12 protein-coding genes are annotated in these 12,941 nt (G+C 62.2%); 4 read left to right on the top strand and 8 right to left on the bottom strand.

All coding sequences use genetic code 11. The annotated features are described in order from the left end of the window. Positions 1-33: 33 nt before the first annotated feature. Positions 34-456 (bottom strand): MarR family winged helix-turn-helix transcriptional regulator, encoded by a 423-nt coding sequence (locus ABQJ48_RS10420; RefSeq protein ID WP_367837818.1) that lies wholly within the window; start codon positions 454-456, stop codon positions 34-36. Positions 457-642: 186 nt separating this feature from the next. Here ABQJ48_RS10420 and ABQJ48_RS10415 point away from each other — a divergent pair, with 186 nt between their 5' ends. Continuing rightward, positions 643-1,731, top strand: a complete 1,089-nt coding sequence (locus ABQJ48_RS10415; RefSeq protein WP_367837817.1) for a zinc-binding metallopeptidase family protein — start codon at positions 643-645, stop codon at positions 1,729-1,731. A 154-nt stretch (positions 1,732-1,885) separates the two neighbouring features. Here the strand turns inward: ABQJ48_RS10415 and ABQJ48_RS10410 are convergent, their stop codons facing one another. The 3 genes from ABQJ48_RS10410 to ABQJ48_RS10400 form a co-directional block, all read right to left on the bottom strand. Next, positions 1,886-3,172, bottom strand: coding sequence for a DUF3443 domain-containing protein (locus ABQJ48_RS10410; protein ID WP_367837816.1), 1,287 nt, complete (start codon positions 3,170-3,172; stop codon positions 1,886-1,888). 11 nt (positions 3,173-3,183) lie between these two features. Next, a complete protein-coding gene (locus ABQJ48_RS10405; protein WP_367837888.1) occupies positions 3,184-3,633 on the bottom strand; it encodes a DUF2844 domain-containing protein in 450 nt (149 codons plus the stop codon). Between the two features lie 563 nt (positions 3,634-4,196). Beyond that, positions 4,197-4,619 carry a phasin family protein gene (locus ABQJ48_RS10400; RefSeq protein ID WP_367837815.1) on the bottom strand — a complete coding sequence of 141 codons (423 nt, stop codon included), beginning with the start codon at positions 4,617-4,619 and terminating at the stop codon, positions 4,197-4,199. Positions 4,620-5,481: 862 nt separating this feature from the next. On the opposite strand from ABQJ48_RS10400, the gene ABQJ48_RS10395 reads away from it, so the two are divergent. Continuing rightward, the gene (locus ABQJ48_RS10395) at positions 5,482-6,249 is read left to right on the top strand and encodes a DUF4410 domain-containing protein (protein ID WP_367837813.1); all 768 of its coding nucleotides are present in this window, start codon (positions 5,482-5,484) and stop codon (positions 6,247-6,249) included. Positions 6,250-6,352: 103 nt separating this feature from the next. Here the strand turns inward: ABQJ48_RS10395 and ABQJ48_RS10390 are convergent, their stop codons facing one another. The 3 genes from ABQJ48_RS10390 to ABQJ48_RS10380 are packed head-to-tail and all read right to left on the bottom strand — an operon-like array spanning position 6,353 to position 9,354. Further along, positions 6,353-6,664, bottom strand: a complete 312-nt coding sequence (locus tag ABQJ48_RS10390) for an AtuA-related protein (RefSeq protein WP_367837811.1) — start codon at positions 6,662-6,664, stop codon at positions 6,353-6,355. A 1-nt stretch (position 6,665) separates the two neighbouring features. Beyond that, positions 6,666-8,024, bottom strand: a complete 1,359-nt coding sequence (locus ABQJ48_RS10385; RefSeq protein WP_367837809.1) for an acyclic terpene utilization AtuA family protein — start codon at positions 8,022-8,024, stop codon at positions 6,666-6,668. A gap of 25 nt (positions 8,025-8,049) precedes the next feature. Continuing rightward, entirely contained in the window at positions 8,050-9,354 is a 1,305-nt protein-coding gene (locus ABQJ48_RS10380) for a CitMHS family transporter (RefSeq protein ID WP_367837808.1), read from the bottom strand. Positions 9,355-9,452: 98 nt separating this feature from the next. Here ABQJ48_RS10380 and ABQJ48_RS10375 point away from each other — a divergent pair, with 98 nt between their 5' ends. Further along, a complete protein-coding gene (locus ABQJ48_RS10375; RefSeq protein ID WP_367837807.1) occupies positions 9,453-10,358 on the top strand; it encodes a LysR family transcriptional regulator in 906 nt (301 codons plus the stop codon). 369 nt (positions 10,359-10,727) lie between these two features. Here the strand turns inward: ABQJ48_RS10375 and ABQJ48_RS10370 are convergent, their stop codons facing one another. Then, complete coding sequence (locus ABQJ48_RS10370; RefSeq protein WP_367837806.1) at positions 10,728-11,894, bottom strand: mandelate racemase/muconate lactonizing enzyme family protein; 1,167 nt, start codon at positions 11,892-11,894, stop codon at positions 10,728-10,730. 116 nt (positions 11,895-12,010) lie between these two features. Between ABQJ48_RS10370 and ABQJ48_RS10365 the strand changes: the two genes are divergently transcribed. Continuing rightward, a complete protein-coding gene (locus ABQJ48_RS10365; protein ID WP_367837805.1) occupies positions 12,011-12,934 on the top strand; it encodes a LysR substrate-binding domain-containing protein in 924 nt (307 codons plus the stop codon). Positions 12,935-12,941 lie beyond the last annotated feature (7 nt).

Genomic DNA, 12,941 nt, shown 5'->3' with positions numbered 1-12,941 from the left:
TGGCGCTTGTCGATCCGAGCGCGTGCGTAGGAGCTAACCGGTGATGCCGAACAATTCCGCGCGCAGCGCCTTGGCGCGCGCCGGGCCGAACTTTTTCTCGAACTCGTCCTGCGCGGCGCGCCACGCAACGGTCGCCCGGTCGAAAGTGGTCTCGCCTTTTTTCGTCAAACTGAACACGAATGTGCGGCTGTCGTGCTCCGCCGATTCCGCAATCACGAGACCCTCGCGCTGCAGCGGCTTCATTGCGCGGACCAGCGTGGTGCGCTCCATCACCATTGCGTCCGCGAGGTCCGCCATTGGCAGACTCGGCTTGCGAGCGAGCTTGGCGAGAATAGTGAATTGCGCGGCCGTGAGGCCGACCGCGCCGAGATGGCGCTCGTAGATTTGCGTAACCCGCCGCGCCGCCTGCCGCAGCGCGAAGCAGTTGCATTCGTCGTAGGAGATTGGACGGTTCATGATGGGCAGTCTATCTGTGCATACGCACTCTGTCAAGCTTATTTCGATTCGACGGGTGGTCGATATTCTGGCAAATGCATGCTGCCGCTAGAAGATAAACGTCCGGTTAGCCGGACCCGCATAGAATAGTCACGAAGATTGCCCCAGGTTTGCACTCATAGCCGCCGTACTCACCAGCCCGGACCGATGAAAACCTTCCACTGCAATCACTGCACGCAACTCGTTTTTTTCGAAAACGTTCGCTGCGAACGATGTGAGTCGTTACTCGGCTATGTTCCTGAACTCGCCGAAATCAGCGCGTTCGAAGATGCAGGCGAACGACGCTGGCGCAGCGTCCATCCACAGGCGCACGGCGCGTTGTTTCGCCAGTGCCACAACTACGCCGTCGAACACATCTGCAACTGGATGATCGCCGCCGACTCGCCCGACATCTTGTGCCCCGCGTGCCAGTTGACCGTGACCATTCCGAATCTCAGCGCGCCGGACAACAGGCTCTACTGGTATCGCCTCGAAGTGGCAAAGCGGCGGCTTCTCTATACGCTGTCCGACCTGCGAATCGATGTGAAATCGCGGCGTGCGGACCCCGAGCATGGCCTCGCATTCGAATTCCTCGCGGACGGCGCCGACGGCTCGCGCGTGATGACCGGTCACCACAACGGGATGATCACGGTGAACATCGCCGAAGCGGACGACGCGCATCGCGAGAAGCTGCGTACCTCGATGGGCGAACCCTATCGCACCTTGCTCGGCCACTTGCGGCACGAGACCGGGCACTACTACTTCGACCGGTTGGTGCAAAACGATTCGCGCCGGCTCGAAGCTTTCCGCAAGCTGTTCGGCGACGAGCGCGCCGGCTATGGGGAGGCACTGACCGCGCACTATCACAACGGCGCGCCGGCCGACTGGCAGGCGTCGTACATCAGCGCGTATGCGACGATGCACCCGTGGGAGGACTGGGCGGAAACGTGGGCCCACTACCTGTTGATCGTCGATGTACTGGACACTTCGACTTCGTACGGGCTTGCGCTACTGCCCGAGGATCCGCGCGAGCCGACACTCGCCGACCGCACGCCGGTCGCGCATGCCAGCTTCGAGAATCTGATGAAGCGCTGGTTTCCGCTCACCTACGCGTTGAATAGCCTGAACCGCAGTCTTGGAATGAAAGACGCTTATCCGTTCACGCTGCCCGCGCCGGTGGTGGACAAGCTGCGCTTCGTGCATCAGGTGATTGCGGCAGCCGGTGAAAGTTCTGCGGCGTCCACCGCTGACGCATAGAAAGCCGCTGACACGAATTCGGCGCTTGTGGCGTCCCGGCATTGGCCCCTTGCTGACGCAAACCGAGCCACTCGACGGCCCTTGAAAGAGTCCACCGCCGGGCCCACCGGCAGGGCTTCATCGACCCGATGCGGAAACCCTCCAGAGCCATCGCTCAGTAGGCGACGTAGGGTCCGGTGCCGCCGGGCGTCGCGTGCTGCTCGATCGCCGCATACACGTTGCGGCCGTAAAAAAACGGCAATCCCCAGTCGAAGGTCGTCGAAGTCACGAAAGCGGGGCCGGCCAGCAGCGGCAGCGCTGCATCGCCGTTGTAGCTCTGCGCGATCGACGCGCCATTGCCGACGCTAAAGCTCACCGCGCTCGTCACACCGTTGACGCCTTCGATCAGCGCACTCAGTTGCTCGGTCGACACCGGGCAGTAGTACGCGCTGTTCGGGCTCGCGCAAGCGGGTATCGCGCTCGTCTGAAAGAATAGCCCGGTCGAGCCGCTGTCGAGGAGGCTGTGCGAGTATGTCGTGCCGTTATGCACGGTCGTGAACGTGCCGTTCGACGCACTGACGCCGATCACCTGCGCGCCGCCGAGCGCATTGTTGGTCTGCGTGCCGATGCCGAACACCAGTTGCCCCGTGACCGACTGCGCGCCACCGGACACCGCGGGCAGACTCAACATGGAACCATTGTTGTCGGTCGCGAAGTACGGCACCGGGTTCGCGACCTGCAGCACTTCGGCAAGCGCAATCGCCGTGCAGGCCGTGTCCTTGCAGCCGTAGTATGTGCCCGGCAGCGCCTGTTGCACGCAGTTCGCGCCGCAGTCGTGCTTGAACACGCCGATGCCGAGAATGCCGTTCGCCTGCAAAGCAGACGGCGTGTTACGGGGCGCACACAAGCTCGCGCAATCGGCAGGGAGCGCAGCGTAGTTCGGATCGATCACCTGAATCGGCAACGAGGCAGCTTTCTCGCCGGCGATCTGCAGGTCCGCGAGCTTGACAGAGCCCCACGTGTAGCCGTCGGAAAACTGCATGCATTCGGCGATCAGATTGCCTGAAGCGTCCTTCTGCTGCGGCAGGTTCATCGACGCGGGCAACTGCGAGGCAAACACCCGCACACCCCATGAGCCCGTGTCGACGAGCACGTGATCGATGGTCTGGCACGCGCTCGTCCCCGGCGCGCAAATCGTGATGCTGACGAACGGCATGTTCGGCACGCTGCTTACGCCGGCGTCGACGGTGACGCGCGCCACGTTCGCGGCAAGCACTTGCGGCGCAGGCGAACTGTTGCTCACGGTCGTGCCAGATGGCCCGTTAGTCGAACTGGAATTGGCGGCGGGGCTCGGGCTGCCTGAGCCGCCGTCGGAGCCCCCGCCTCCCCCGCCGCACGCACCAACCAGCAAAGCAAGCAGGGCCGCACTCAGCAGCGTCATGAACGAAGACATGTGACGCATCAGACGCTCCGTTATTGAATGACGCCGACGTCGACGCCGGCGGGCACCGCTTGCGGCAAATAGGCGTGGCCCGAGAATGCGCGCAAATGCCCGCCCGAGAACACGACAAGATCGCTGCTCGACACCGCGAGCGGCGTGCCGCGCCGCGTTGCGGTGGCGGCGACGTAGGTCTCGAAGGAAGTGCCTAGCATCGCCTTCAGATCCGGCAACGTCGGGCCTTCCCACGCGACGCCAAACACGATGCCGTTGCGCGCAACGTATTCACGCACCAGCGTGCCCGAGGGCATCGTCATCAGGTGTACCGAATACGCGTTGTGCGTAGTCGTCGTGCGAGCGACCGCATGCAGGCGTGTCTGATCGGCATCGACACTGCTGACGTTCTGGCCGAGCGCGGCGTGCGCGGCAAACGAGAGCGCGCAGCTTGCGCCGAGCGTCGCGCGAGCCATGCGGGCAGGGAGCATTCGTTTCAAGAGAATTCCTTCGAGATGAATCGTGGGTGACGCGCATGCCGGTCACGAACGCGAGATTAGAGGCGCGCATCTGACGGGCGATGTGGATGCCGCATTCACGTCAGGGGCAACGTCAATGCGTCTACGGAGTGGCGGAACGAAACTTTAATGGATTGCAGCGATGCGCGGGCAATCGTTTGCGGGCCTATTGGACTGTTTGCCAGGCGGCGAGCAGTCCGACGACATTCACGATGGACGTCGCGATCGCGAAGGGGCGCTGGTTTCGCGCCTGTTTTCCGGGCGATAGTGCGTTCCAGCTAACAGTCGCGAGAACAACAGCGTGCGCAAAGAAAGAATCTTTTCGCTTTGCAGACGCTGTGCTTCGATGTAAACAGTTGCTGCAAAAAGCCCGTCGTCGCAGTGCTTTCCTCTGAGGAGTAGGGCTCGATGCGGGCTTTCGGCTGAAGAAAGACGTTGAGCCCACTGTTGCGGGGACAACTGTCATAAGCCGAAAAAAAACCGCGAACGACATAAAGTCGTGCGCGGCAGTGACCACTATTGCTCCCACGTTGTCGCTACTTCTTTTGCTCCAGTAGCGACTTCAGTTCCTGCACGTTTTCTTCCACGCGTTTTGCGATCACCGCATACGATTCCGCTTGCGTCTGATATGCGGCTTGCGCGAGTTGCTGCATGTCGGCGAGCGACTTGTGCAGGCTTTGCTGGATCAGCTCGGCAGTCTTCGCTGAAGGCGCCGCGCCGCCCGCCGACAACTGCCCGGTCAGCGACTGCAATTCGCTCAGCGTCGTGCGCAACATGTCGGCCTGCTTCTGCGCGAGCGACTGCATTCCCTGGAAGGCGGTCTGATTCGCCTGCACCAGCGCTTCCACATCTTTGCGTCGCGCTTCCATGATGGCGGGCACGTCGAAGCCGGGGAGCTTGAACTGCTCCAGCATTTTGGTGAAATCGCCAAACGGATTGGCGGCGTCAGGTCGGTCCATGCGAAATCCTCCTTAACGGTTGAATACTCGCCGGCGGTGCACCGCTGCGACACGATTGCGGCACGGATGCAACGCCGGCTTCTTGCGCCGCGAACTCCGCCAAGGCTTGCTTGTGGGGTCGGACGGCACATTGGCTCAATCATGCGCCATCCGGACACATTGCGCCAGCGGTCCTCGCCCCGGCTCGCTGGGCCGGCGTTTGGCGGCCTGCGTTGCGGGCTTCGACGGCGAGGCGCGACTGAGCTACGCGACTCAATTCAGAAGCGTCGCCAATAATGAACCGGGCATGCATTCGGCACACTGCGTTAGCTGGCCAACACTATTGACTCGCGGGCTACTTTGTCGTTTTCCGCCAGGTCGCTACGATTAGTGCAATAACATGCTAGTGCGTGGTGAGAAATGCGCTATCCATTGAATCTGCTGGTCGCCGCCGCGCTGCTCATCTTCGTTCTGGGCTGCATCGTCAAGCTAGCGCTGAGCTGAGACGCGGTTATGGCGGCGCGCCGCGCGCGGCATCGTCGCTTAACCCGCTCGCCGCCAACGCCGAGCGCGACTCGCACGCCACTCGCACGCCACTTCACGCACGTAACCCCCGCTTCTTCACACCGCACACCACCGCGAGCGACACCGCGCGCGCCGCCGCTTTGGGGCGTGACATCACTCGAAATAATTGCTCGATGGAATCCGCGAAGTGATTTGCCCATACTTCATTTCGCCGCCGGTGCGTACGAACAAGGACGCATGAGATCAAGAGTGCTTCACGCGCGAATACGTTCGCCGATGATCAACGATCCCACGGTTGCCCGATCATCGGCTGATACGTTCGAACATTCCGGCACCGTGTGCCGATCACAGGATGAACATGTCGACTTCAGTGAATTTCTTCAAAAGGAACGCTACCCGTCTGGTCTGCGCGGCGATGGTCTGCTGCACCGTGTTGCTGACCGGTTGTGCGGGCAGCAGCATCAGGAACGCGAGCGCAGCGAGCGTGCAGCCGCAACTGCGTCCGGACACCATCTACGTCTACACATTCGACGCCGATCCCGATCAGGTCAAACTCGACGGCGGCATGCTGCAGAAATTGAAGACGCACATGGGCGGTGCGTCGGCGGAGCAAAAGCAGATTGCCGACGCGGACCAGGTGCGCGAGCAGGCCGCCGACGAAATCGTGCATCAACTCCAGGCGTTGGGTCTGCACGCGATTCGCGCCGATGGCCCCGCGCCGGCCAACCAGAACGTGCTGCTCGTACAAGGCAGTTTCGATACCATCGACTCCGGCAATCGCCGCCGACGGATAGTGATTGGCCTCGGCGCAGGCAAGAGCCAGGTCAGCAGTTCCGTGCAGATTCTGTATCAGCCCGCCGGCGGCGCACCGCGCCTCGTGCAAAGCTTCACGGCCGGCGCGGACAGCGGCAAGGCGCCGGGCATCGCCGAAACTGCGGGCGTGGGCGCGGCCACAGGCGCCATTGCGACGACGGCGGCAGTGGGCGGCGGCTTGCATGCCGTATCCGAAACCAAACGGGCCAGCGTGTCGTCGGACGCAAAACGCGTTGCCGACGCGGTGGTGAAACAGATCGCACAGATCGGCGTCGACAGTGGATGGTTGTCGACAGCGCATACCAAGAGCTGATCGACTGCGCCCGGTCAAGGCCGGGCACTTGAGAAGCGCGATGCCGCAGTGCGGAGAAGCATCCCACTTTCACACCGACGGCACGTTCCGCATTCCCATTTCGCTACGGCAAGTCCGCGATCTCCAGACTCATCAACGCGGAACTCAACGACTTGCCATGCGCGTCTAATGCCAGCGAACGTGTGACGCCGCCGCCAAGCGCATCCCGCAGTACAAAGTTGAATGCGGCCAGATTCGGAAGTTCGTAGCGAACCACATCCCCACGCACGATCTCATGCAGATGCAACTTCACGCGCTCCGCGGATAATTCCCGCCGTAGATGTTCATAGTGACTCGGGTCATAGCAAATGACCGACACGTTCAGCGTATTGCCCTTGTCGCCGGTTCTGGAATGGGCCAGCTCTCGCAGTTTCAACTCATGCCTCCACAAACTGGAACGACGGATCGACATGGACGCGCGGCAGCAGCACGGATTGAACCGCCAGCACTTCTCGCGTGAGCCTGGTAACGCCGCCGCCTCCTGCCGGACCGTTCGTATAAAGCGTTTCGACTTCATTGCCGATCCGCACGGCTTGCGCCGCCGACGTCGCACGTCCCGCCACGCGTGCGCGCACCTCATACGGTTTCGCACCGCAAGCGCCCAACGTGTCGCCATGCAGAGCGTTCACGCCAATCAGATCGAAGCGCAGCTCGCGCGTGTCGACGCCCGTGAGTTGCAACCTCTCCCTGACAATATCGAGTGCGAGCCGGCCTCTTTCGAGCGCGCCTGGACCGGCATACGATATCTGCCCTTCCCCAATGTAGCCGTCGACATAGGCCACCGACACCTTGAGCGTATCGGTGCACGGCGTGCCGCGCCCGCCGCTCACACGGACGCGATCTGGCGCTTCCTCGGTCACGCGAACACCGGTGAAATCAGCGACGACATCGGGTTGCAGATAACGAGCCGGGTCGTGAATCTCATAGAGCAGTTGCTCCTTGCAGGTCGCCTGCGTTACGCGGCCGCCCGCATGCGCCACTTTGGTCACGATCACGGAACCGTCCTCGCCCACTTCGCCAATAGGAAACCCGAGGCGCGCGAGGTTCTGCACGTCCTTGAAGCCGGGGTCGGCGAAGTAGCCGCCTGTCACCTGGCCCGCGCATTCGAGCAAGTGCCCGACTACGGTCGCTTGACCTAATGTGTTCCAGTCGTCCATCTTCCAGCCGAACTCATGAATCAATGGCGCCGTGAAAAGCGACGGGTCCGCCACGCGCCCCGTCAAGACGATATCCGCGCCGGCCGCGAGCGCGGCGACAATGGGCGCTGCGCCGAGATACGCGTTGGCCGACACGATGCGGTCAGTGAACGAAGCGACGCTCTCTGCCGATTCCTCGAAATGAAAATGGCCTTGCTGCACGATGTCCAGCACGTCGTCGCCCGTAACGGCGGCGATCTTAAGGCCGTCGAGTCCGAGTTCGCGCGCGATCTCCGCAGTCTTTCGCGCGGCCGCAACGGGGTTGGCCGCGCCCATGTTGGAAATGATGCGCACGCCGTTGCGCGCTGCGACCGGCAGCACCGCATTCATGCGCGCCTCGAGCAGCGGATCGTAGCCGAGCGCCGGATCTCTACGCCGGCTTTGTTGCGCGAGTGCGATCGTGCGCTCGGCAAGGCATTCGAACACGAGATAGTCGAGCGCGCCGTGTTCGGCCAGTTCCACCGCGGGTTCGATGCGGTCGCCGGAATAACCCGCTCCTGCGCCGATGCGCACGCGTCGTTGAGCTTGAGTTGTGGTCATACGGATAGCGCCTATCGGAAAAGCTTCACAAAGGAAACACGCCGAGCACGACGCACGCGATCGTCATGACGATCGACGCGCCGAACAGCAGCGGGAACGTGAACTTCTGGTGGTCCGCGAGATCGATGCCGCACAGACCGACCACCAGAAACGTAGCGGGCGTCAGCGGGCTCACCGGAAAGCCCGTGGTCATCTGACCCAGCAAAGCCGCCTGGCCGACATGCACCGCGGGCACACCGAGTTGTCCCGCGACTTCGGCCACCACGGGCAGCACGCCGAAGTAAAACGAATCGGGGTCGAACAGCATGCTCAAGGGCATCGAAACGAGCCCGAGCGCGATCGGAATGTGACTCGCCATGGGCTGCGGCACAAAGCCGACCGCGGCCTGCGCCATTGCCTTGAGCATGCCGCTGCCCTGCATGATGCCGGTGAAAACACCCGCTGCGAGCAGAATGCCGGCCATCATCAGTGCGGCGCGCGCGTGTGCATCGATTCGTTTGCGCTGCATGTCCACGTTCGGATAGTTCACCATCAGCGCGATACACAAGCCAACCATGAACATGATCGCCGGCGGCACTTTCTCACCCAACACGACCATCGTGCCGAGCACCACCACAGTGAGCACGATGTTGAACCAGAAATTCTTCGGCCGACGCAGCGCCTGTTCCTCTGCAGTGAGCTCACGCCTGGGCAGGGGCACCGAGCCGTCCGCGCCCGCATACCCAAGGCGCTTCTCCTCGCGCCGGCCGAGCCAGAACGCCATGCCGAACACAAACACGAGCCCGACGATCTGCACCGGAATCAGCGGATTGAACAGCGCCGAAACGGGAAGATGCAGCGACGCCGACGCGCGGATCATCGGCCCGGTCCATGGCAGGAAGTTGATGCCCGCGGCCATCGACACCGCGGCGGCGAGTACGCGCCGATCCATTTTCAGGCGGTCGTAAAGGGGCAACATCGCCGGAATCGTCACGAGGAAGCAGACCGCGCCTGAGCCGTCGAGATGAATCAGGAGCGCGAGCAGCGTGGTGCCCATCACGATGCGGGTCGGCTTGGTGCCGACTGCGCGCAATATCCGGTCGATGATCGGGTCGAGCGTGCCTGCATCAGCGATGGTTCCAAAGTAAAGGATCGCAAATACGAACATGCCGACGACCGGCGCGAGGCTCTTCAGCCCCTCGATGACGAACTTGCTGGTCTGAAACCCGAAACCGCCAAGCAGCGAAGCCGCGATGGGCACGATGATGAGCGCGACGAGCGGTGACATGCGTTTCGAAAGGATCGCCCCGAGCAGGACGACGATGGTGGCCAGCCCCAACAATGGAAGCATCAGCTTGTCTCCAATCTGTTTTTTAATGCCGTCCAGCCTAATTTCCCGCCTACAATAAAGCAATTGAAATGATTTGATCGCAACAATCACAAAACGTAATGGACCTGATCTTCCGCGATATTCGCGCTTTCATCGCCGTGGCCCAGGCGGCCAGCTTCACCCGCGCGGCGACGCGCCTGAACATCTCGCAGCCCGCGTTGACCGTGCAGATCCGCCGTCTGGAGCAGACGGTCGGGGTGCGGCTGCTGGACCGCAACAGCAGGAACGTCGCATTGACGCCCGCGGGCCGTGAGCTGCTACCCGTGTTGCAAAAGTCGCTTCAAGACATGGAGCACGTATTGAGCGACGCACGCTCGCTCGGCGACGGCACGAGCGGTACGGTAAGACTCGCGTGTCTGCCCACATTCGCGGCGAGCGTATTGCCCGAGTTGATCCAGGATCTGAAGAGCCAGGTGCCGGGCGCGCGCTTTTTCATTCGCGATGTCGTCGCGGACATGGTGAACATGTTAGTGCGCACTGAAGAAGTCGACATCGGGCTAACGGGGGGCGATTGGTCCGATACGGATCTCGAAGTTTTGCACGCCGGTGTCGATCGGTTGGTTGTCGTATGCCCGGACGATCATCGTTTGGCGCGCGGGCGGTACGTCAAGCTGGAAAGTCTGGCGAGCGTGCCGCTGGTGCTCACCGCGCAGGGTACGAGCGTCAGGGCCGTGGTCGACGCCGCGTTTGCAAGCAGCGGCTACACGCCCGACATCGCGTGCGAACCGACCTACATGATGACCGCTGTGGCGATGGTTCGCGGCGGACTGGGCGTGACGATTCTGCCTGGCTCGGCTCGTGAAGTCCGCGCGGAACCAGGGCTGGTGGCGCGCCCGATCGCAGGTCGGGCGTTCGTGCGTCCCATCACGCTGATCAAAAAACGCGGGCTTACTTTGCCCGCAGTAACCGAGAAATTCGTCGCGGCGATGAAGAAAAAGATCGGGGCGACGCGGCGCACTCCATAGCAAGATCGAGCCGTACACGCCTTCAACCGGTATCGCGTTCTGCCATCAGCGCGCCGAGTTCGCCTGCGTTGCTTGCTCGCAGCGCAGCCGCTCGCGGTTGTCGTTCCTCGCGTGGCGTGGGCATCGTTTGGCATTCCGAATGATCTACGCGTACCGGTCATCGTCCTGCTTGCGATGCACACAGCGGCCGCATCTTCACGAGTCAGTGCATAACCGAGCGGATCAGCGGCTCCTTCGCGGCGACGGGCTGCTCCTGCGCTGGCTCCCCGCAGCGTTGGACGCGATCTGTCCCGCCGATTCCCGGTCAAGCACGGCGCGCGCCCTGTTCATATCGAGCGCACCCTCCCAACGCGCGACCACGATGGCCGCTCAAGCGGACAACTTGCGCATCTCGGCAATCAGATCGGCTTTGCCTTCGAAGCCGATGCCCGGCAAATCGGGCATGGTGATGTACCCGTTCTCCACTTTCACGCCATCCGGAAAGCCGCCATACGGCTGGAACAGATCCGGATACGACTCGTTGCCGCCGAGACCGAGGCCGGCTGCGATGTTCAGCGACATCTGATGCCCGCCGTGAGGAATGCAGCGGCTTGGCGACCAGCCATGCTGACGGAGCATGTCGAGCGTGCGCAGATACTCGACGAGGCCATAGCTCAATGCGCAGTCGAATTGCAGCCAGTCGCGATCGGGGCGCATGCCGCCGTAGCGGATCAGGTTGCGGGCGTCCTGCATCGAGAACAGATTTTCGCCGGTGGCCATCGGCTTGTCGTAGTAATTGCGCAGCGTCGCCTGCAGTTCGAAGTCGAGCGGGTCGCCCGGCTCCTCGTACCAGAACAGGTCGTATTGCGACAGCGCCTTTGCGTACTGAATGGCCGTGTCGAGATCGAAGCGGCCGTTCGCATCGACCGCAAGTTTCTGTCCGTCGCCGAGCACGCTCAGTATCGAGTCGATGCGGCGCAGATCTTCGTCGAGCGACGCGCCGCCGATCTTCTTCTTGACGACCGTATAACCGCGATCGATGTAGCTGCGCATTTCGTCTTTCAGCTTGCCGTGATCCTGGCCGGGGTAGTAATAGCCGCCCGCCGCATAGACGAAAATCTTGCGCTCGGGCTGGCCGTTGCCATAGCGATCGGCGAGCAACTGGAACAACGGCTTGCGTTCGATCTTCGCGACCGCATCCCAGATCGCCATGTCGATCGTGCCGATCGCTACCGAGCGCTCGCCGTGACCGCCCGGCTTTTCGTTCGTGAACATGGCGGCCCAGATCTTGTGCGGGTCGAGGTTGTCGCCGGTCGAGTCGACGAGCGTCGAGGGCTCGGCTTCGAGAATGCGCGGAATGAAGCGCTCGCGCATCAGCTTGCCCTGGCCGTAGCGGCCGTTGGAGTTGAAGCCGTAACCGACGACGGGCTGCCCATCGCGTATTACGTCCGTCACCACGGCGACGAGACTCAGCGTCATCTTGCTGAAGTCGATGTAGGCATTGCGGATGGGGGAACTGATCGCAACGGTCTGTTCGCGGATTTCAACGATTTTCATGGAATGTCTCCGTAAGGCACGGCCGGTTGTCGAAGCAACGGGCGATGGGAGTGCGTAGGTTATGCGCGCCGACCGGCGTTATGATTCACCTGAAGTCACTTCTTTATTAACTCACGGTGAAAAGCGATCTTTCGTCCCAACTGGAGTTCTTTGTCCTGCTGGCGCGCAACGGCAACCTGTCCGCCGTCGCGCGCGACATGGACATCACGCCGCCGGCCGCGACCAAACGGCTCGCGCAACTGGAAGCGCGCCTGGGGGTGCGGCTCGTCAACCGCACGACGCGCAGCATCAGTCTGACGGCCGAAGGCGAGACGTATCTGGAGTACGCGACGCGCATCCTGAGCGACGTGCGGGAGATGGAGGAAGTCGTTTCATCCAGCCGGTCGGTGCCGAGAGGCTTGCTCCGGATCAATACGACGCTTGGTTTCGGGCGCACTACGATCGCGCCGCTCGTCTCCGTGTTCGCGAAGCGCTACCCGCACGTCGAAGTGCAACTGGACGTCACGGACAGGCCCATCGATCTGGTGGAGAGCGGCGTAGACCTCGCGATCCGTTTCGGCGAGTTGCCGGACAAGCGGCTCAACGCTCGCCGAGTCATGTCGAACCGCCGGTTTCTGTGCGCATCGCCGCGCTATCTCGAACTGCACGGCACGCCTCGCACGCTTGCCGATCTGGCGGATCATCAGTGCATCGTTCATCGGCAGAACGACGACGCGTACGGCATCTGGCGACTGGTCCAGAACGGCGATGCGCATGCGGTGAAGGTGCACGGCATGCTGTCGAGCAACGACGGCGATATCGTGCTCGGATGGGCGCTCGACGGTCACGGCATTCTCGTGCGATCGGAATGGGATCTTGCGAAGTATCTGGAGAGCGGCCGCTTGACGATCGTGTTGCCCGAGTTCACGCAGCCTTCGGCCGACCTGTTCGTCTATTACCCGAATAAACGCAATCAATCGGCACGCGCCAGAGCATTCATCGACTTTCTCGTGGACCGCTTCAAGCGCAACACCAATACGCTACCGCCGATATCCGCGTGACGGGGTG

Origin of the sequence: Paraburkholderia suaedae (genome assembly GCF_040812055.1) — a bacterium.
Classification (GTDB): Bacteria; Pseudomonadota; Gammaproteobacteria; order Burkholderiales; family Burkholderiaceae; genus Paraburkholderia.
Note: the sequence above shows the minus strand (reverse complement) of the source record. Positions and strands in the feature narration are given on the sequence as shown.

What these genes read in the sequence shown, in the direction of transcription:
- ABQJ48_RS10420 (WP_367837818.1), bottom strand. Translation starts at nt 456, where the DNA reads ATGAACCGTCCAATCTCCTACGACGAATGCAACTGCTTCGCGCTGCGG.
- ABQJ48_RS10415 (WP_367837817.1), top strand. Translation starts at nt 643, where the DNA reads ATGAAAACCTTCCACTGCAATCACTGCACGCAACTCGTTTTTTTCGAA.
- ABQJ48_RS10410 (WP_367837816.1), bottom strand. Translation starts at nt 3,172, where the DNA reads ATGCGTCACATGTCTTCGTTCATGACGCTGCTGAGTGCGGCCCTGCTT.
- ABQJ48_RS10405 (WP_367837888.1), bottom strand. Translation starts at nt 3,633, where the DNA reads ATGCTCCCTGCCCGCATGGCTCGCGCGACGCTCGGCGCAAGCTGCGCG.
- ABQJ48_RS10400 (WP_367837815.1), bottom strand. Translation starts at nt 4,619, where the DNA reads ATGGACCGACCTGACGCCGCCAATCCGTTTGGCGATTTCACCAAAATG.
- ABQJ48_RS10395 (WP_367837813.1), top strand. Translation starts at nt 5,482, where the DNA reads ATGTCGACTTCAGTGAATTTCTTCAAAAGGAACGCTACCCGTCTGGTC.
- ABQJ48_RS10385 (WP_367837809.1), bottom strand. Translation starts at nt 8,024, where the DNA reads ATGACCACAACTCAAGCTCAACGACGCGTGCGCATCGGCGCAGGAGCG.
- ABQJ48_RS10380 (WP_367837808.1), bottom strand. Translation starts at nt 9,354, where the DNA reads ATGCTTCCATTGTTGGGGCTGGCCACCATCGTCGTCCTGCTCGGGGCG.
- ABQJ48_RS10375 (WP_367837807.1), top strand. Translation starts at nt 9,453, where the DNA reads ATGGACCTGATCTTCCGCGATATTCGCGCTTTCATCGCCGTGGCCCAG.
- ABQJ48_RS10370 (WP_367837806.1), bottom strand. Translation starts at nt 11,894, where the DNA reads ATGAAAATCGTTGAAATCCGCGAACAGACCGTTGCGATCAGTTCCCCC.